17 protein-coding genes are annotated in these 18,130 nt (G+C 70.8%); 6 read left to right on the forward strand and 11 right to left on the reverse strand.

The window, feature by feature from the left end; translation table 11 throughout:
• Both ACWGQ1_RS02795 and ACWGQ1_RS02800 read right to left on the reverse strand, forming a co-directional pair.
• Positions 1 to 1,605 carry an ABC transporter permease subunit gene (locus ACWGQ1_RS02795; protein WP_447653166.1) on the reverse strand — a complete coding sequence of 535 codons (1,605 nt, stop codon included), beginning with the start codon at positions 1,603 to 1,605 and terminating at the stop codon, positions 1 to 3.
• A gap of 72 nt (positions 1,606 to 1,677) precedes the next feature.
• Complete coding sequence (locus ACWGQ1_RS02800) at positions 1,678 to 2,886, reverse strand: sugar ABC transporter substrate-binding protein (protein ID WP_136028863.1); 1,209 nt, start codon at positions 2,884 to 2,886, stop codon at positions 1,678 to 1,680.
• A gap of 189 nt (positions 2,887 to 3,075) precedes the next feature.
• On the opposite strand from ACWGQ1_RS02800, the gene ACWGQ1_RS02805 reads away from it, so the two are divergent.
• Positions 3,076 to 3,564, forward strand: coding sequence for a YajQ family cyclic di-GMP-binding protein (locus tag ACWGQ1_RS02805; RefSeq protein WP_136028861.1), 489 nt, complete (start codon positions 3,076 to 3,078; stop codon positions 3,562 to 3,564).
• 409 nt (positions 3,565 to 3,973) lie between these two features.
• Complete coding sequence (locus ACWGQ1_RS02810; protein ID WP_136028859.1) at positions 3,974 to 4,606, forward strand: GntR family transcriptional regulator; 633 nt, start codon at positions 3,974 to 3,976, stop codon at positions 4,604 to 4,606.
• Here ACWGQ1_RS02810 and ACWGQ1_RS02815 read toward each other — a convergent pair.
• From ACWGQ1_RS02815 to ACWGQ1_RS02840, 6 genes are read right to left on the reverse strand one after another with little or no spacing between them, the layout of a single operon-like run.
• The gene (locus ACWGQ1_RS02815) at positions 4,597 to 5,607 is read right to left on the reverse strand and encodes an alpha/beta hydrolase (RefSeq protein WP_136035749.1); all 1,011 of its coding nucleotides are present in this window, start codon (positions 5,605 to 5,607) and stop codon (positions 4,597 to 4,599) included. The two genes, ACWGQ1_RS02810 and ACWGQ1_RS02815, sit on opposite strands and share 10 nt — an antisense overlap.
• A gap of 37 nt (positions 5,608 to 5,644) precedes the next feature.
• Positions 5,645 to 6,676 carry a hypothetical protein gene (locus tag ACWGQ1_RS02820; protein WP_452312290.1) on the reverse strand — a complete coding sequence of 344 codons (1,032 nt, stop codon included), beginning with the start codon at positions 6,674 to 6,676 and terminating at the stop codon, positions 5,645 to 5,647.
• Positions 6,677 to 6,736: 60 nt separating this feature from the next.
• Positions 6,737 to 8,110: an FAD-dependent oxidoreductase gene (locus ACWGQ1_RS02825; RefSeq protein ID WP_136028853.1), complete on the reverse strand. Its 1,374-nt coding sequence runs from the start codon at positions 8,108 to 8,110 to the stop codon at positions 6,737 to 6,739.
• A gap of 56 nt (positions 8,111 to 8,166) precedes the next feature.
• Complete coding sequence (locus tag ACWGQ1_RS02830) at positions 8,167 to 9,228, reverse strand: polyprenyl synthetase family protein (protein ID WP_136028851.1); 1,062 nt, start codon at positions 9,226 to 9,228, stop codon at positions 8,167 to 8,169.
• 43 nt (positions 9,229 to 9,271) lie between these two features.
• The gene (locus tag ACWGQ1_RS02835) at positions 9,272 to 9,991 is read right to left on the reverse strand and encodes a class I SAM-dependent methyltransferase (protein WP_136028849.1); all 720 of its coding nucleotides are present in this window, start codon (positions 9,989 to 9,991) and stop codon (positions 9,272 to 9,274) included.
• Positions 9,988 to 10,551, reverse strand: a complete 564-nt coding sequence (locus tag ACWGQ1_RS02840) for a DUF402 domain-containing protein (RefSeq protein WP_136028847.1) — start codon at positions 10,549 to 10,551, stop codon at positions 9,988 to 9,990. Before ACWGQ1_RS02840 ends, ACWGQ1_RS02835 begins: the two co-directional genes overlap by 4 nt.
• Before the next feature lie 54 nt (positions 10,552 to 10,605).
• Between ACWGQ1_RS02840 and ACWGQ1_RS02845 the strand changes: the two genes are divergently transcribed.
• Complete coding sequence (locus tag ACWGQ1_RS02845; RefSeq protein ID WP_452312291.1) at positions 10,606 to 11,859, forward strand: isochorismate synthase; 1,254 nt, start codon at positions 10,606 to 10,608, stop codon at positions 11,857 to 11,859.
• 15 nt (positions 11,860 to 11,874) lie between these two features.
• Here ACWGQ1_RS02845 and ACWGQ1_RS02850 read toward each other — a convergent pair whose 3' ends face one another.
• From ACWGQ1_RS02850 to ACWGQ1_RS02860, 3 genes are read right to left on the reverse strand one after another with little or no spacing between them, the layout of a single operon-like run.
• Positions 11,875 to 12,717, reverse strand: a complete 843-nt coding sequence (locus ACWGQ1_RS02850; protein ID WP_136028843.1) for a polyphosphate kinase 2 family protein — start codon at positions 12,715 to 12,717, stop codon at positions 11,875 to 11,877.
• Positions 12,718 to 12,733: 16 nt separating this feature from the next.
• On the reverse strand, positions 12,734 to 14,398 hold the full coding sequence (menD, locus tag ACWGQ1_RS02855) for a 2-succinyl-5-enolpyruvyl-6-hydroxy-3-cyclohexene-1-carboxylic-acid synthase (protein ID WP_247637669.1): 1,665 nt from the start codon (positions 14,396 to 14,398) through the stop codon (positions 12,734 to 12,736).
• Positions 14,395 to 14,745, reverse strand: coding sequence for a PLD nuclease N-terminal domain-containing protein (locus ACWGQ1_RS02860; protein ID WP_136028489.1), 351 nt, complete (start codon positions 14,743 to 14,745; stop codon positions 14,395 to 14,397). The genes menD and ACWGQ1_RS02860 overlap by 4 nt, the downstream gene beginning before the upstream one ends.
• A 74-nt stretch (positions 14,746 to 14,819) precedes the next feature.
• On the opposite strand from ACWGQ1_RS02860, the gene ACWGQ1_RS02865 reads away from it, so the two are divergent.
• From ACWGQ1_RS02865 to ACWGQ1_RS02875, 3 genes are all read left to right on the forward strand, one after another.
• A complete protein-coding gene (locus ACWGQ1_RS02865) occupies positions 14,820 to 15,260 on the forward strand; it encodes a hypothetical protein (RefSeq protein ID WP_452312292.1) in 441 nt (146 codons plus the stop codon).
• A 67-nt stretch (positions 15,261 to 15,327) separates the two neighbouring features.
• Positions 15,328 to 15,981, forward strand: coding sequence for a DsbA family protein (locus ACWGQ1_RS02870; protein ID WP_247637671.1), 654 nt, complete (start codon positions 15,328 to 15,330; stop codon positions 15,979 to 15,981).
• Between the two features lie 67 nt (positions 15,982 to 16,048).
• On the forward strand, positions 16,049 to 18,127 hold the full coding sequence (locus tag ACWGQ1_RS02875) for a bifunctional lysylphosphatidylglycerol flippase/synthetase MprF (protein WP_247637672.1): 2,079 nt from the start codon (positions 16,049 to 16,051) through the stop codon (positions 18,125 to 18,127).
• The last annotated feature ends 3 nt before the right edge of the window (positions 18,128 to 18,130 follow it).

Raw genomic sequence — 18,130 nt, forward strand, 5'->3', positions numbered from 1 at the left:
TCAGTTCAGCTCCTCGAGGGCCTTGGTCTTGCGGAAGCTGATGATCGAGATGGTCGCGACGACGATGAAGATCAGGATCGTGAACGCCGAGGCGAGTCCGTAGTCGCGGGTCTGCCCGGTGAAGGCGACCTTGTAGACCATCGAGATGAGGATGTCGGTGTGGCCGACCGGGATCGACACGTCGCTGAACCGGGGACCCCCCTTGGTCAACATGTAGATCAGGTTGAAGTTGTTGAAGTTGAACGCGAACGACGAGATCAGCAGCGGGGCCACCGTCACCAGCAGCAGGGGGAGCTTGATGCGCCGGAAGATCTGCCAGGCGTTCGCCCCGTCCATGACGGCCGCCTCGTTCACGTCCTCCGGGATGCCCTGCAGCGCGCCCATGCACACCAGGAACATGTACGGGAACCCGAGCCACAGGTTCACCAGGAGCACCGACACCTTCGCCAGCACGGGATCGGTGAGCCACGGGATCGCGGCACCGCCGAACAGCACCTGGTTGATGAAGCCGAAACTCTCGTTCATCATGCCGGCCCACACCAGCGCCGAGAGGAACGCGGGGAACGCGTACGGCAGGATCAGGATGATGCGGTAGCCGTTGCGGAACCGCATCCGCGTGTTGTTGAACACGAGCGCCAGTAGCAGCCCGAGGAAGAACGTGGAGGCCACCGAGACCAGGGCGAAGACGAACGTCCACACGGTGACCGAGATGAGCGGACCCCGGATCGAGGAGTCCGTCACCGCGCGTACGAAGTTGTCGAAGCCGACCGTCGTCTGCCAGCCGGGAAGGAGCTGATCGCCGTTCTCGGCGGTGAACGCACCCTCCCCCGTGTCGCGGTACACGGTGCCCGTGTCCGTGTCGGTGATGGTGTCGGCCGTCGCGTCGTACGCGAGCGTCGAGACGTACAGGTAGCCCTTCTGCCCGTCCGGCGCGCGGAGGCTCCCATCGTTCGGGTCGTCGCTGAACGGCACCGAGAGCTGCTCCAGCTGGTCGGACAGCGTGAACACCGTCGCGAGCGGAAGGGTGGTCCACCCGTCGACCGCGACCGCCTGCCCGCCCTGGAAGTCGGCGTCGACCTCGTGCAGCGGCTCGTCGGCCGTGCCGAGCAGCGCATCGCCCGTCTCGGGGTCGGTCACCAGGAAGCCGTAGGTGCCGAACTGCTCGACCACGGTCACGGGGTAGGTCGGCGAGTCCTCGACGCGCTCCTGCGCGGAGGCGAGGAGCGAGGAGATCGCCTGCTCCTTGGTGCCGTTGTGGCCGGTGCCGTAGTTCGTGAACCCGATGTACCCGGTGTAGAGCAGCGTGAACACCTGGAAGAGGACGAGGAAGATGATGCCGGGGGTCAGGTATTTCGCCGGGACGCGCCGGCGCGAGAAGTAGATGTAGTTGACGAGGATCGTCACCAGGACGACGATCGCGAGGATCAGCCACTCCCGGTGCGCGAAGAGCACGAAGGCCGCATAGACCGCGATCGCGTCGACGATGGCCAGCAGCAGGATCTTCAGCAGCATCCAGCCGATCGGTCGGGACGCCGCTTCGGCGATGGCGGCGGCTTGGCGCTGTCGTTTGGTCAGAGGCGCGATGCGCTCGTCGGTGTCTGTCATGTCGTCCTCGTCATGATCCTGCCGGAGCGGGCGGTGCGGCCCGCTCCGGCAGGGTCTGTGCCGTTGCGGCGGTTACTTGATCGCGGCGGTCACGTCGTCGACGAGCTTCTGCCACGTCGCCTTCGGGTCCGCACCGTTGATGATGGCGGCCTCGGCCACACCCCAGTACTGCCACACTGCGCCCATCGCGGGGATGGCCGGCATCGGGACGGCGTCGGCACCCACGGCCTGGAATCCGGCGATGATCGGGTCGGACGCCGCGGAGTCGGCCGCAGCGGTGAGGGCGGGCAGCACGTTGCCCGCCTTGAACAGCTCGAGCTGCACGTCCTCGGTGCCGATGTAGTTGACGAGGAAGTCGTTCGCCGCGACCTTGTTCTTCGACTCGGCGCTCACGAAGAAGCCCTTCACGCCCGCGAACGGGGAGGCGGTCTGGCCGGTGGGGCTCGGGATCGGGTCGATCGCGACGTTGATGCCGGCGTCGGTGGCCGCACCCACGTTCCACGGGCCGGTCAGCCAGAACGCGGCCGTGCCGTCGAGGAACTGCTGCTTCGCGATCTCGCCGTCCACGTCGGTGTTGAGCGTGCCGGCCGCACCCTGAGCGCCCAGCCAGTCGGCGAAGGCGAAGCCACCCTCGCTGCCGAGCTGCAGGTCGCTCGGGTCGTAGCTGCCGCTGTCGTCGGTGCCGAAGACGGGGGCGCCGAACGCGGTCTGGAACGGGTACAGGTGGTACGGGTTGCCCTCGGTGCCCTGCTCGACGACGAACTTCCCCTTCGAGACCATGTCGTCAAAGCTGGTGGCCGGCTGGGGCACGAGGTCGGCGTTGCGCAGGACGGCGATGTTCTCGACCGCGTACGGCAGCATGTAGACCGTTCCGTCGTAGGTCGCAGCCTGGAGGGCCACCGGGAGGTAGTCCTCGGAGCTGTCACCGAGCTCGATCGGGGCGACGACGCCATTGGTCGACAGCTCGCCGAGCCAGTCGTGGGCGCCCATCACGATGTCGGGGCCCTTGCCCGTCGGCACCTGCTGGATGAAGTCGTCCTTCATGTCGTCGACGGACTTGCCGACCAGCTCGACCTTGACGCCGGTCTTGTCCTGATAGGCGTCGGCCGCACCCTGGAGGGCGTCGACACGTTCGGCGTCGACCCAGACCGTGAGCGAGCCGCTGTCGTCGCCGCCGGAGGAGGATCCGCCGCTGGTCCCCGCGGAGCAGCCGGCGAGCGTCAGAGTCGAAACGATGGCGATCGCGCCCGCGGCGAGCACGCCCCTCTTGTTCACCTTCATTGGTGTGTGCCTCTCTCAATGCTGTTCAACCTGCAAGGACTGCAAGCGCTTACAGTATGCATCGATCAGGAGCGGGATCGCAATCGAGAGCAGCGTCGATATCAACCTGTGATGGGGCACGCGGGGCGGCACCCGACTGAAAACGCTTCCACGCCTGTCGTCACGAGGGCTGCTCGATACACTGCCTGTATGGCTGACAGTTCCTTTGACATCGTCTCGAAAGTGGATCATCAGGAGGCCGAGAACGCCCTGAACCAGGCACGGAAAGAGGTCGAGCAGCGCTACGACTTCAAGGGCACCGGGGCATCCATCGCGTGGAGCGGGGAGCAGATCCTCATCACGGCGAGCTCGGAGGAGCGCGCGAAGGCCGTGCTCGACGTGTTCCAGTCGAAGCTCATCAAGCGGGGCATCTCCCTGAAGAGCCTGGACTCGGGCGAGCCGTTCGCGAGCGGCAAGGAGTTCCGCATCGTCTCGAGCCTCAAGGACGGGATCTCGTCGGAGAACGCGAAGAAGATCGGCAAGATCATCCGCGACGAGGGGCCCAAGGGCGTGAAGAGCCAGATCCAGGGCGACGAGCTGCGCGTGCAGTCGAAGAGCCGCGACGACCTCCAGGCCGTGATCGCTCTCCTGAAGGGCTCCGACCTCGACATCGACCTGCAGTTCGTCAACTACCGCTAGGTCGCGCGGCACAGAGGGGATCCGGCGTCGCCGGGTCCCCTTTCGCGTGCGCTCCGACTTTCCCCGGTCAACGCATATCGAGATATCGGTGTGCTTGACCAAGACTGGAAGCGGCCCCGATCCGTCGGAGCCATGGACGCCCTCGTTGCACGCCGCCCGCGCGGAACGAGGTGCCCGGGATTCGCAGGTGCTCTCGTGGGGACGAGGGTGCAGGCACCGCGGGCTCGCGTCACCGGATCCGAAGTGCCCGCACCACGGTGAAGGAAGAAAGAAACAGCTCACCGGCCCGCTGCCCGCCCCCACGAACATCGGATCCGCAGGTGAGAAAGATCGGCACGGCGTCGCCGGCCCCACCGCCACACGGGGGGACCGCGGAACCGTGACAAGAAGTGAAACTGGGGGCTGGTCCATGGGGCACGTCGAGACGAAGACCATCGGAGAAAGCAAGCAACTCCTCGCCGACGAGGTCTTCCACCACATCGGAAGACTCATCGTCGAGGGCGAACTGGGGGAGGGCGAGCGCATCCGCGACGTCGACGTGGCCGATGAGCTCCACGTCTCCCGGACCCCGGTCCGAGAGGCGCTGCAGCGACTCGAGAGACTCGGGCTCGTGACGATGTACCCGAGTCGGTACACCGAGGTGACCGCGGTGACGGCGGCCGTCGTGACGCAGTCGCTCGAGTTCGCCGGGTACCAGGCGGGCATCGCCGCCCGGATGGCCGTGCCACGGCTCAGCCCGGCGGAGCGCCAGCGGGTCGTCCGCCTGATGGAAGAGGTGCGCCGCACGCTGCGCGACGGGGCATCGACCTCGAGTGCGCGGTGGGCCGTGTTCGCGTATCTCGCGGAGCACAGCGGCAACCACCAGCACCGCATGCTGATCACCGACGTCGACGTCGCCCTCGCCCGTAACCTGCGCGCGTGGGTGGTCCCTCGCGGAGACCGTGAGCGCATGCGACAGGTGTACGACGACTTCGAGATCGCCGTCACGCGGGGCAACGGGGACGAGGCGGAACGCCTGGCCCGTGCGATGTACTACGTCTGAGCGGCCCTCCAGCCGACCACCCAGCGGTCCAGGCGTCGATACGCGTCCTCACGGGCCGCGTGTCGCGACAGGAACACGTCGTGCAGCGCTCCGTCGATGCGCTCGACGGTCACCGTCGAGCCCAGCCGGAGCGCTGCACGGGCGATGTCATCGACCACGAGCACCGAATCCGCCGACGTGAGGTCGTCCGACCATCGCGTCGGCGGGACGAAACGCGCCGACAGCAGCACGCACACCGGTGCCTCGATCGACAGCCCGGCCGCCACCGTCCGATGGCCCGACAGGATCGCGTTCAACCAGCCGGCGTACACCGCCATGGTCTGCACCGGACGCCAGGCGAGGTTCACGTCCATCGGGTCGTCGGGGTCGGCCACCTCCTGCTGGGCCCTGGTGTAGTAGCCGAGGTCGACCTGGGGCGCCGCGTCCAGCGGCCGGATCCGCGCCTGGAACTCGACCATCGGCGCGATCGCCGCGCGGACGGGGGCGAACTGGAACTCCAACCACGGACTGTTGAGGATGAGGGCGTCCGCGGTGTGCGGGTGCCGGGACGCCCACAGGCTCAACGTGAGCCCGCCGGTCGAGTGACCGAGGAGGACCAGCCGCCGTGCGGACTCCTCTCCCCCCTCACCTCGGCCCATCGCCGTCAGTGCGGCGGCGATGTCCTCGTCATAGGTCGCCAGGTCGCTGATGTACCCCGGGGTCTGGCCCTCGCGCAGACTGCGTCCGTACTTGCGCAGGTCCAGCGCGAAGAAGCGCGCACCGCGAGCCGTCCAGAAGCGCGCCAGCCGCTTCTGGAAGAAGTAGTCCGACCAGCCGTGGATGTAGAGCACGTCCACGCCCTCGAGCAGGCGCCGACGGCCCCTGGCCCGATCCCACCAGCCGGACGGCGCGGGCAGCGCACGCACCAGTGTGGCGACCACGGGTCCCTGGTCATCGACGCCGAGGTCGAGCGTCAGCTGTTCGAACTCCTCGCCCAGCACATCCGGGATCCACTCGGCCATGCGTCTCCCCCCGTCGCCGCCAGGCTAGCCCACCGGGCTACTGACCGCCCGGGCGACCGACACCGAAGTTCTCCACGATGGTCGACGCGAGCGGCGCGAGGTCGCTGATGCCCGATCCCTGGAAGGTGATCAGCCGCAGCCAATCCGTCCCGACGCGGACGTCGAGCACCGTGCGGCCCTGCTCGTCCACACCCGTGAGCGCGGCATCCGCGCCCGCGACCTCCACCGGCTTCTCGCCCTCGATCTGCTCGAACGCCCACGCCCCTCCGGGCAGTGTCGTCAGCATCAGGTAGCCCTGCGCGCTGTATTCGTCGTCGCCCGAAGCGTAGTAGCAGATGCGGGAACCGTTGACCGTCTGGTACACCTCGGCCGGGATGGACCACCCGCCGAAGCCGTCGATCACGTGCACCTCGGTGCCGAGCTGCTCACCGAACTCGACGTCGGTGAGGAACCGCGAGCACTCCACGCCCGCGATCGCGCTCTCCGGCACCACGACCTCACGCAGCGACGCCGCGGCGGCCGCGCCGATGCGACGCAGTCCCTCCTTGATCGCCGGCGCATCGTCCGGGCCGAGCGCCGGATCGACGACCGCCCCGGACACCAGCACCTCGCCCTCCACGACCTGGAAGAAGCAGTACCCGCCGACCTCGCAGCGCGCCTCCTCACCCGCGTAGCCACCGCGCGACTCCGCGCCCTCGATCAGGGCCGTCGCGCCCGGTGCGACCGAGACCTCCCAGTTGCGCTCGCTCGTACCGGACGAGCACGCGATGCCGCCCGCCCGCTGGAACATGTGCTGTGCGGGTCCCGGATACCAGCTCGGCGCCGACCACACCCCCAGCACCTCCGCGACCTCGCCGGCCGGTTCACCGGTGGCGGTGGTCATCTCGGCGGCCACGTCGGTGCAGCTCACATCGAACGCCGGCGTCGGGGCGACGATCGGATCCGTCGTCGGCGTGGGCGATGCCGAGGCCGACGGCGTCGACGTCTCGGTGGGCTCAGGCTCCGGCGCGCATCCGGAGAGGAGCAGCACGGTCACGGCCGCGAGGGCCAGGAGGAGGCGGTGTCGCATGCCCTCAGCCTAGGGCGGAGTGCTCCTCCGGCCCGGGCGCGCTGCGGCGATCCGGGCGGGTCACTCGCCCCGCGACACCCGCACCATCTCCTCGCGCGGCACGACCTTCACGCGGGCGCGCTCGTGCGGGGCGCCCAACGCGATCTCGTGCTCGTCGAGGCGGTGCCACCCGTCGAGGTCGGTCCACGCGACGCCGCGCTCGGCCAGCAGCGCCGGGATGGCCTCCTCCGACGGATCCTCCGGGTGCCACCAGGAGCCCTGGTCGTTGATGACGTGCCGCACGGTCTCCATGGCGTCGGACTTCGTGTGCCCGATGAGCCCGACAGGTCCGCGCTTGATCCATCCCGTCGCATAGACGCCGGGCACGCGCTCGTTGGAGTCCTTCGCCAGCACCTGACCCTCGCGGTTCGGGATCACGCCGTGCTTCTTGTCGAACGGAACACCGGGGAGCGGGGAGCCGAAGTAGCCGATCGCGCGGTACAGCGCCTGCACCGGGACCTCACGGAGCTCGCCCGTGCCGATCGCGCCACCCTGCCCGTCGGGCTTCGTGCGCTCGTACACCAGGGCGGCGACGCGGCCCTGGTCGTCTTTGCGCACCTCGACCGGCTTCGCCCAGAAGTGCAGGTGCAGGCGGCGCGAGGCCGTTCCCCCCGCGTTGTTGACGGAGTCGCGCTTGCGCCACGACTGCAGGATGCGGTCGATCACCATGACCTGCTTGTTGCTGGCGATCGCGTCGCGCGCCGCCTCGTCGTAGTCGAAGTCCTCGTCGTACACGACCATGTCGACGTCGCGCAGCTCCCCGAGCTCGCGCAGCTCCAACGGGGTGAACTTGACCTGGGCCGGACCGCGGCGACCGAACACGTGCACGTCGGTGACAGCGCTCGCCTTCAGCCCCTCGTACACGTTCTCCGGGACCTCGGTCACCAGCAGGTCCTCCGCGTGCTTGGCCAGCATGCGCGACACGTCGAGCGCCACGTTGCCGTTGCCGAGCACCGCGACCGACTCCGCGTCGAGAGGCCACTCGCGCGGCACGTCGGGGTGGCCGTCGAACCAGCTCACGTAGTCGGCGGCGCCGTACGATCCGACCGCATCGATGCCCGGGATGTCGAGGGAGGTGTCGCGGATCGCGCCCGTCGCGAAGATCACCGCGTGATAGTGCCGCTTGAGGTCGTCCAGCGTGATGTCCTCGCCGAAGCGCACGTTGCCGAACAGGCGGATGTCGCCGCGGTCGAGCACATCGCGGAGGGCCGTGATGATGCCCTTGATGCGCGGGTGGTCCGGGGCGACCCCGTACCGCACCAACCCGTAGGGGGCCGGCAGCTGCTCGAACAGGTCGATCGAGACGTCGAACTTGCGCTCGGCCTTCAGCAGGATGTCCGCGGCGTAGATACCGGCGGGGCCGGCGCCGACGATGGCCAGTCGGAGCTTGGTCATGGAGGTCCTTTCGTATGCCGTCGCCGCCGTCACGCGGCGCGAAGCCGCGGGTCGCGTCAGCTCGAGCGCTCGGCGAGGGTCTCGGCGAATCGGGTCAATGCCTCGCGCACGGTGCCGCGCGGCAACGGCCGGAGGGCGTCGATCGCCTCCTGGGTCCACGCATGCGCGAGTTCGAGGGTCTTCTGCGTGACCGGGTGGTCGCGCAGCTCGTCCAGGGGGCCGTCGAGGATCGCGGGGTCGGCTCCGTCCGCGATGAGCGCGACGCCGTCGTCGATGCGGGCCGCCAGGTCTTCGGCCGTCGCATCCTTCTGCGCCTTGAGCAGCAGGTAGGGCATGGTCGGCACGCCGGCGCGCAGGTCGGTGCCCGGCACCTTGCCGGTCTCCTCCGGCTTGGCCGACAGGTCGATCACGTCGTCGAGCAGCTGGAACGCGACGCCGATCTTCTCGCCGTACACCCGCAGCGGCTCCTCGTACTCGGTCGGCGCGTTCGAGAAGATCACGCCCCCCTGCGTCGCCGCGGCGATGAGCGAACCGGTCTTGTCGGCCAGCACCTGGATGTAGAACGCGATCGGGTCGTCATCGGGCTGCGGACCGAGCGTCTCGTGCATCTGTCCGAGGACGAGGCGCTCGAACGTGTCGGCCTGGAGACGGATCGCCCGCTCGCCGAGCCGCGACATGAGCTGGCTGGCCCGGGAGAACAGGATGTCGCCGGTGAGGATGGCGATGTTGTTGCCCCAGACCGCATGGGCAGCGGGCACCCCGCGGCGGCGGTCGGCGCCGTCCATGACGTCGTCGTGATACAGCGATCCGAGGTGGGTGATCTCCAGCGCCTTCGCGACGTCGATCACCTCGGGGGTGTTGCCGTCACCCAGCTGCGCGGCGAGCAGCGTGAGCACGGGCCGGATGCGCTTGCCGCCGGCCTCGTACAGATAGCGGCTCGCAGCGTCGGCCAGCGGATCGGCCACGCGGACGTCATCGGCGAGCCCGGTCTCCACGAGCTCGAGCCCGTCCTCGATCGTGCGGGCCACCCGGCGTCCGGCGGGGCCGATGAACACGCGATCGCTGAAGCCGAGACGGCTCGCCAGTCGCGAACCCGGGGGGTGGGGGCTCGAAGTCACGCTCCCAGCCTACCCGCGTCGGATGCCGCGGTTCGCGCCGTGCTCACGCGGGCTTGCGCGCGCGGTGCAGGGCGACGATGCCGAACGAGAGGTTGCGGTACGCGACGTCCTGCCACCCGGCATCGCGGATCCACGCGGACAGCCGCTTCTGGTCCGGCCACTCGCGGATCGACTCGTTCAGATAGTCGTACGCATCGCCGTTCGTCCCGGCCACCCGGGCCACCCGCGGGAGCACCTGGGCGTTGTAGAAGCGGTATGCCCCGCGGAACAGCTTGCCCGGCGGCGTCGAGAACTCGTTGATCACCAAGCGCCCGCCGGGCTTGGTCACGCGGTAGAGCTCGCGCAGGGCCTTCTTCGGGTCGTTCACGTTGCGCAGCGCGTACGACATGGTGACCGCGTCGAACTCCCCGTCCTCGAACGGGAGGGCGGTGGCATCGGCCTGCACGAAGGACAGGTTGCGCATCGCTCCGTGCCGACGTCGGCCCTCCGCGAGCATGCCCGGCGAGAAGTCGGCCGCGACGACCTGCGCGCCGCTGCGGGCCAGGGACGCCGAGGACGACGCCGTGCCCGCCCCGAGGTCGAGGATGCGCTCCCCCGGCTTCGGCGCCACGGCCCGGGTGGTGGCGGCGCGCCACAGGGCGTCGTTGCCGAACGTCATGGCGGTGTTCGTGCGGTCGTAGCCCGCCGCGACCTGGTCGAACATGCCGCTCACGCGGGCGGGGTCCTTGCCGAGGTCGGCGCGGTTCTTGTCGTTCGAGGTCACGCGTTCAGTCTAGGCGCGAGATCGAGCGCCTCCAGCCGGTCGAGCCAGACGTCGGCGGTGGCATCGTCGAACGGCGCGACCCTCGCCCGCACCCGCCCCTCCAGGTCGAGCGCGAGCGCCTCCAGGTGGGTCATGACGTCGGCCGGATACCCGTACACGACGCTGTGCTCGGCCCACTCGTCGCGGTCGTCGACCCAGGTGCCGCGCTCCCCCTCCACGCGCACGACGTCGAGGTCCATGTCGATCCCGACGGCACGCAGCGGGTCGTCCGACCACTGCACCTCCCACCCGAGGTCGATGTAGATGCGCAGGCCGCGCGGGTGCCGCCGGTTCACGGTCAGGGCGAAGTCGCGACTCGGCGGGACCAGCGTCACATTGGGCGTCGCGGCGTGGAACTCCGCCCCCGGGCGGACGCTGTGCCAGCCGGCGGGCTGACCGACCCAGTCGCCCCAGTGATCGGCACCCAGGTAGACGCACTCGTGCCGCCAGTGCGGCGACCCGTCCCACTTGCGCCACTGGAAGACCATCTCGGTGCCGGGTGCGGGGCGCGCGTCGCTCATCCGCCCACCCTACGACGCGGGATCGCCGCCGGCGCCGCGGCCTAGGCTGGACACGTGCATCACACCCACCTGGTCGTGGAGACCCGACAGATCGACCCGGTCGAAGACCTCCTCGCCTACGCCGACCCCGCACGCCCCCTCGCCTGGCTCCGCCGTGGAGACGGGATCGTCGCGGTCGGCGAGCCGTTCGCCGAGATCCGTCCGACCGCCGAACCGGGGCAGACGCGTCTCGAAGCCCTCGCGACGTTCTGGCGGGGGCTGTCCGCCCAGGCCGACGTGACCGACCCCCTGGGGCTGCCGGGCACCGGGCTCGTGGCGTTCGGCGCCTTCACGTTCGATCCGTCGTCCACCGCCGACAGCGTGCTCACGATCCCCTCCCGCGTGCTCGGCCGCCACGGCGACCGGTTCTGGGAGACGCGGATCCGCCTGGCCGAGGACACCGCGCGACCCACAGCGCTCGAGACCCGCCCGTACGGTCCGCACTGGGCCGGTACGGTCGGCCCCGGCGCACAGAGCCCCCAGGGCTACCAGGACGCGGTCCGCGCCGCGCTCGAGCGCATCGCCGACGGGGAGCTCAGCAAGGTCGTGCTCGCGCGCGACCTGCGCGGCACCGTCCCCGCCGGGTCCGATCTGCGGCGCCTCGTGCGAGCCCTCGCGACCGGCTACCCCGACACCTGGGCGTTCGCGGTGGACGGGCTCATCGGCGCGAGCCCGGAGACCCTCGTGACCGTGCAGGACCGCACCATCACCGCGCGCGTGCTCGCCGGCACCATCGGCCGCGGTGCCGACGCCGACGCCGACACGGCCGCGTCGACGCACCTGGCCTCCAGCATCAAAGACCTCGACGAGCACCAGTACGCGGTGCAGAGCGTGCTCACGGAGCTCCGCCCGCACACCAGGGCGCTGGCCGCGAGCGAGCAGCCGTTCCTCCTGAAGCTGCCGAACCTGTTCCACCTCGCGACCGATGTGGAGGGCGAGCTCGAGGAGGGGAGATCGGCCCTCGACCTCGTGCGCGCGCTGCATCCGACCGCGGCGGTCGCCGGCACGCCCACGGCCGCGGCGGTCTCCGCCATCCGCGACCTGGAACCCTTCGACCGCGGGCGCTACGCCGGACCGGTCGGCTGGGTCGACGCGGACGGCAACGGCGAGTGGGCCATCGCGCTCCGGTGCGCGCAGTTCACGGCGACCGGAGGCGCGATCGCGGTGACCGCCTACGCCGGCGCCGGGATCGTGGCGGGATCCGATCCCGAGAGCGAACTGCTGGAGACCCGCGTGAAGTTCCGCCCCCTGGTCGACGCCCTGGCCTGACGACCACAGCCCCGGTCAGCTCGCGGCCAGCCGCCTCTTCTCCGCCTCCACGTCGAAGTCGGCGACGGGCCACTGCGGGTCGATGTCCTGCAGCGCCGCGAGCAGCAGCTCCTGCACCGCGAGCCGCGCGTACCACTTGGCGTTCGCCGACACCACGTACCACGGCGCCGCGTCGGTCGAGGTGCGGTCGAACACCGTCTGGTAGGCCTGCATGTACTGCGGCCACAGCATCCGCTCGTCCACGTCGCCCGGGTTGTACTTCCAGTGCTTGTCCGGACGCTCCAGCCGCTCCATGAGTCGCGCCTTCTGCTCCTCGGGCGAGATGTGCAGCATCACCTTGACGATGCGGACGCCGGAGGCCGCGACCCGCTCCTCGAACGCGGTGATCGCGTCGTAGCGGCGCTCGATCTCCGCGGCATCGGCGAGCTGCCGCACCCGCCCGATCAGCACGTCCTCGTAGTGCGAACGGTCGAACACCCCGATGAAGCCGGGCTCCGGGAGGCGCTTCTCGACGCGCCACAGGAAGTCGTGCCGCCGCTCCTCCTCGGTCGGGGCCTTGAACGCGGCGAGCGCGACGCCCTGCGGATCCACACCGCCGACCACGTGCCGGACGATGCCGCCCTTGCCCGCCGAGTCCATCGCCTGCAGCACCAGAAGCACCGCGTCCTGCGCCGTGCCGACCCGACTCTGCGCGAACAGACGCTCCTGCAGGTCGTTCAACCGCTCCAGCCCGGCGGCGAGGTCCTCCCTCCCGCGCGACTTGCCGTGGTCGTACCCCGGCGTGGCGTCCGGATCGACATCGGCGAGGCGGAAGCCGGGCCCCACCCGCAGGTTCTGAGTCCAGGTGTGCGCGTTCATACGCACATCCTGCCAGTCACCGCGCCAGCGGCACCTCGATGATCTGACGTCCGCCGTGCGGGGACGTGAGGGCCTGATCCAGCGCCGTCCGGGTCGTGACGCGCTGATACTCCCACCCGTACGCCAGCGCGAGATGCTCCAGGCGCACGCCATGCGGGGTGTAGAAGACCCGGTCGAGATGCGCGGACGGCGCCGACGACGCCACCTCGAGCCCGTCGAAGATCGTGCCGCCGCCGTCGTTGCCGACGATCACCTGCAGCCGCGGCTCCTGCTCTCCGGGCGGCAGCAGCAGCGCCCCGACGTCGTGCAGGAACGCGAGATCACCCAGCAGCACCCGCGTGATCCCGGGGGCGCCGGCGGCCTGACTCGCGACCGCGATACCGGTGGCGGTGGCGATCGTGCCGTCGATGCCCGCGAGCCCGCGGTTGGCGTGCACCGGGACCTTCTTGCCCGCCAGGACCTCGTCGGCCACGCGCACGAGCCGGGACGACCCGAACACGAGGCGGTCGTGCGGCCACGTGGCCCGCCACACCGCGTCGACCAGCCGCTCGCGGTCGAGCGGGCGGCGGACGGCGTCGAGCTCCGCGCGGACGGCGTCGCGCCGGGCGGCGAGGTCGGTGGACGCGAGGGCATCGGCGTCGGGCGCCTGCTCGCTCAGGTCGACGGCCTCGGCAGCCGACGCCCGCATCCACTGCCCGAGCCACTCGCGGTCGGGCTCCCCCGGGGCCACCGTGACCGCCGCGACCGCGCGCGTGCGGTGGTTGAGGTCGAGCTCCTCCCCGCCGCGGCGCACCGCCACGACCTCCACGTCGTGGCGCGACAGCAGCCGCGCGGCCTCACGGCTCAGCGTGGGATGGCCGAACACGACGACACGCTCGATGCGGCCGCCGAGGTCGTCGCGGGAGAGCAGCCGACGGTAGCCGTGCACGAGGCGACGCCCGAACCGCGCGCCGCTCACGACCTCGGCGATCAGCGGCCAGTCCGCCGTGTGGGCGAGCTCCTCCGCGGCGGCACCCGCGTCGGCGCCCGCGAGCACGACCGTGCGCGGACCGCGCGGCAGCACGACCGGCTCGGACACGGCGGCGACCGGTGCCGCGCCGTCGCGCACGTCGACCGGGGGCATCGCCCCGGACAGCGGCTCGCGCGACGGCAGGTTCAGGTGCACGGGGCCGGCGACGCCCGGGACGGCTGCGGTGTCGGCGACGCCCACGGCCGCGGCGACGGCCTCGGCCGCCAGACCCCGCCAGTCGCCGTCGCCCGGCACCGGGGCGTCGACCGTGGCGCGCACCCACGGGTCGAACAGCCCCGGCTGGACGGTGGCCTGGTTGGCGCCGACACCGCGCAGCTCCGGCGGACGGTCGGCCGTGAGCAGCAGCAACGGCACCCCCGCGTGAAACGCCTCCATCGTGGCGGGCAGGAGGTTCGCGACCGCCGTCCCGCTCGTGCACACGACCGCGGCGGGCACGCCCGTCTCGCGTGCGATGCCCAGGGCGGTGAAACCGGCGACGCGTTCATCGATGCGCACGTGCAGCCGCAGCACCCCGTCGTCGGACAGTCGCGCGGCAGCGAGTGCGAGGGCCTGCGAGCGCGACCCCGGCGACAGCACCACGTCGCGCACGCCGTTCGCCACGAGCTCGGCGAACAGGGACGCCGCGGCGTCCGTCGCGGGCGACGACGTCACGGGCGCGGATCCGCGGTGGGCGGCTCGTCGGTCTCCTCGTCCAGGCGGGCGAGCTCCTCCTCCAGACGGCGGATCCGGGCGTCCTGCTCCGCCTTGCTGATGCTGCGCAGGAACGCCGGATCGTCATCCGGGGCGAGCGTGCGCTGCACGCCCTGGTCGTTCGCGCGACGACGGCCGATCACGAACCAGAGGATGCCGCCGATGACCGGGATCAGGACGACGATGGCGATCCAGGCGGCCTTGGGCACACCCCGGTGCCGCGTCGGCGGCTGCACGGCGCAGTCGACGATGCTGAACACCCAGAACACGGCGGCGAGGAAGCCGCCGATGATGAGTAGTCTCGCCACCCTTCCAGTGTAGGCGTGTCCGCGCGGGCGGGGCCCCGGTGAGGCAAAGGCCCCGTTGCTAGACTGCGCGGGTCATGCCGCCTCTCGCGACCACCCGGAGCCCGCGAGCGCGCGCCGAGCGGATCCTGCTCGCCAGGGTCGTCACCGCCGTCGGCCTCGCGCTCCTCCTCGTCGTCGGCGCCTGGTCCACCGCGCACGGCCCCGGCGACAGCCACGCGACCCTGTGCCTCGCCGCCGGGACCTCCGCCGCGGGGGCGGAGGCCGCGGACGGCGCCCCCGTCGCCGCCGCCGTCGCCGTCGCAGCCCCGGAGGACTCGACCGGAATGGCCGCGGTCGCCTGCACCGCGGCGGCGCTGTGCTGCCTCACCCTGGTGCTGCTCCTCGGCCGCCGCATGCTCCGCGGACCCGGCACGCCGCTCGGCCGGACACCCCGCACGACCCCGCCGCTGCGCGCGACGCCCCGCCCGCGCCGGCTCGCCCCCTCCCTCGCACAACTGTCCCTCTCCCGGACCTGAGCCGTACGACGACTCCGCGCCGCGCCCGCGGCACCCCCATCCGTCGTACCCCTGTCTGGAGAACCCCGTGAGAACCCCTGTCAAGGCGACCCTGATCGCCATCGCCGTCGCCGTCGTCCTGCTGATCGTCGCCATCGTCTGGGCCATCACCCAGCGCGCCGACGAGCCCGACCCCGACGCGGGCCAGCGCCAGCCGACCGTCCGCACCGATTCGCACGTGCTCGACGAGGGCGGTCCCGACGCCGTCACGGTCGTCGAGTTCCTCGACTTCGAATGCGAGGCGTGCGGCGCCTTCTACCCGATCGTCGAGGAGCTCCGCGACACGTACGACGGCGACATCCGCTACGTCGCGCGCTACTTCCCGCTCCCCGGCCACGTCAACTCGACACAGGCCGCCCTCGCCGCCGAGGCCGCCGCGCAGCAGGGCCGCTTCGAGGACATGTACCACCACCTGTTCGCGACGCAGGCGAACTGGGGCGAGCAGCCCGAGGAGACCCCGGAGGTGTTCCGCGCGTTCGCCCAGGAGCTGGGCCTCGATCTCGCGGCGTACGACGAGGCCGTCGCCGACCCCGCCACGCTCGCGCGGGTGGAGCAGGACAAGCGTGACGGCGAGCGACTCGGCGTCACGAGCACCCCCACGTTCTTCGTCGACGGCGAGATGCTCGAGCTGACGGCCTGGGGCGATCTGGAGGACGCGATCGCGAACGCCGTCGCGGACTGACCCGGCGGCAGCGGAATACCCCGGCCGGGTCCCGCCGGCCGGGGGGACCCGTCGCTACGCTGAGCGCATGTCCGAGGATGCCTCCGCTCCCGCGCGCCCCCTGATCACCGTCGCCCGGCGCATCCCAGCGACCCTCACGATGGTGGGCCTGATCCTGGTCGTCGGCGTCGTCTCACAGGGACTGTGGCGGCCGTTCGAGGATTCGGAGCTGTTCCCCTCGGTCGCGTACGGCCTGCCCAACCTGTCGGACGGCAAATGGTGGACGCCGGTCACCGGCACGTTCTTCGTCAACCAGCCGTGGGTGTACCTGTTCACGATCGCCGGCTTCTGGGGCATGGGGTACCTGGAGTTCCGTCGCGGAAGCCGCGTCGCGATCGCCTACTACGTGGTGGGACAGCTCTTCGCGATCTTCGCCACCGCGCTGCTGCTCCTGCTGCTGTCGCAGTTCGAATGGGCGTGGGCGGCGGAGCAGGCGCGCGCGCTCGACGTGGGCGCGTCCGGGGGCACGATGGCCTGCATCGCTGCAGCCGTCGGCCTGTTCCGTCCCCCGTGGCGGGTACGCGGCTGGCTCATCCTCCTCGGGTTCGTCTTCATCGCGATGATGTTCTGGGGCAAGGTCGCCGACCTCGAGCATCTGCTGGCGGTGCTGCTGATCCTCGCGGTGGACCGCAGCCTGCGCGTGCGGCACACGACGGTCCGCGAGCAGCGCCTCATCGCGGTCATGGCCGTGCTGCTCCTGCTGGCGACCGAGGTCATCACCGTCCTGGTCCCGACCGACGGCCCCTTCGGCCCCACCGCACCCGTCTCCGGCGGATTCCTGGACACCGCGCTCGACGCGGCCGTCATCCTGCTCATCGCGAACGGGCTGCGTCGCGGTCGGCGATGGGCGTGGGTGCTCGCGATCATCCTCGCCAGCCTCAACGTGCTCTCCGGCGCGCTCATCCTGGCGCTGATCATCCTGACCAGCGAGGCACAGCTCGAACTACAGATCGACGGCGAGACCGAGCTCGCCCTCGCCAGCGGCGTGCTCTGGCTGCTGATCCTCGTCTACCTGATCGTGGTGCGGCGGGCGTTCCGAGCCCGACGGCGGTCGAAGCTCGGCGCGCAGCCGGCACCCACGCTCGCCGATCTGGAGAAGGAGCTGAAGACCCACGGCGGCGGCACCCTGTCGTGGATGACCACCTGGGAGGGCAACGCGTTCGCGCGCGTGGACGGCGGCATCGTCGCGTATCAGCGGCGCAACAGCGTGGCACTGGCACTGGCGGATCCGATCGGGCCGCGCGAACGCCGCACCGATGCGGTGCGGGACTTCATCCGCGCGGCGGAGGGCGCCGGGCTCATCCCCTGCTTCTTCAGCGCCGACGATGCCACGCGGGCCGCGGTGCCGGAGACCTGGCGGAGCCTGGTCGTGGCGGACGACACGATCGTCGACCTGCCGGGCCTGGAGTTCACCGGAAAGCGCTGGAACTCCGTGCGCACCTCCCTCAACAAGGCAGGACGCGAGGACATGACGTTCCGGATGACGCATCTGAAGGAGGAACCCTGGGGGGTGCAGCAGCAGCTGCGGGCGATCTCCGAGGCCTGGGTCGGCGACAAGGACCTCCCCGAGATGCGCTTCACACTCGGCACCCTCGAGGAGGCGGAGGATCCGGAGGTACGGCTCGCCCTCGCCATCGCCCCCAACGGCGACGTCGACGGCTTCCTCTCCTGGCTGCCCATCTACGGCGAGGGCGGCGTCGTGCGGGGGTGGACGCTCGACCTGATGCGCCGCAGGGAGGGCGGATTCGGCCCCGTCATGGAGTACCTCATCGGGTCGTCCGCGAAGCAGTTCTCCGACGAGGGCGCGCAGATCATGTCGCTCTCCGGGGCTCCGCTCGCGCACGACTACCCGCCGGACGCGGGCATGATCGCGGCGCTCAGCGACCGGCTCGCGGAGGCTCTCGAACCCGTGTACGGGTTCGGTTCGCTGCACCGGTTCAAGCAGAAGTTCCACCCGCGCTACGAGACCATGTACCTGCTGTTCCGCGACGAGAGCGACCTCACCCGGATCGGCGGCGCGCTGACGCGGGCGTTCCTGCCGGATGCCACGCTGCGGCAGTTCGCCGGTGCCGGGCTGGAACTCGTCCGCGGAGGCGGGAAGGACTGAGCC

The sequence above is a fragment of the Microbacterium sp. NPDC055599 genome (genome assembly GCF_053618975.1).

Coding starts and splice junctions, on each gene's coding strand:
- ACWGQ1_RS02795 (WP_447653166.1), bottom strand. CDS start 1,605: ATGACAGACACCGACGAGCGCATCGCGCCTCTGACCAAACGACAGCGC.
- ACWGQ1_RS02800 (WP_136028863.1), bottom strand. CDS start 2,886: ATGAAGGTGAACAAGAGGGGCGTGCTCGCCGCGGGCGCGATCGCCATC.
- ACWGQ1_RS02805 (WP_136028861.1), top strand. CDS start 3,076: ATGGCTGACAGTTCCTTTGACATCGTCTCGAAAGTGGATCATCAGGAG.
- ACWGQ1_RS02810 (WP_136028859.1), top strand. CDS start 3,974: ATGGGGCACGTCGAGACGAAGACCATCGGAGAAAGCAAGCAACTCCTC.
- ACWGQ1_RS02815 (WP_136035749.1), bottom strand. CDS start 5,607: ATGGCCGAGTGGATCCCGGATGTGCTGGGCGAGGAGTTCGAACAGCTG.
- ACWGQ1_RS02820 (WP_452312290.1), bottom strand. CDS start 6,676: ATGCGACACCGCCTCCTCCTGGCCCTCGCGGCCGTGACCGTGCTGCTC.
- ACWGQ1_RS02825 (WP_136028853.1), bottom strand. CDS start 8,110: ATGACCAAGCTCCGACTGGCCATCGTCGGCGCCGGCCCCGCCGGTATC.
- ACWGQ1_RS02840 (WP_136028847.1), bottom strand. CDS start 10,551: ATGAGCGACGCGCGCCCCGCACCCGGCACCGAGATGGTCTTCCAGTGG.
- ACWGQ1_RS02850 (WP_136028843.1), bottom strand. CDS start 12,717: ATGAACGCGCACACCTGGACTCAGAACCTGCGGGTGGGGCCCGGCTTC.
- ACWGQ1_RS02865 (WP_452312292.1), top strand. CDS start 14,820: ATGCCGCCTCTCGCGACCACCCGGAGCCCGCGAGCGCGCGCCGAGCGG.
- ACWGQ1_RS02875 (WP_247637672.1), top strand. CDS start 16,049: ATGTCCGAGGATGCCTCCGCTCCCGCGCGCCCCCTGATCACCGTCGCC.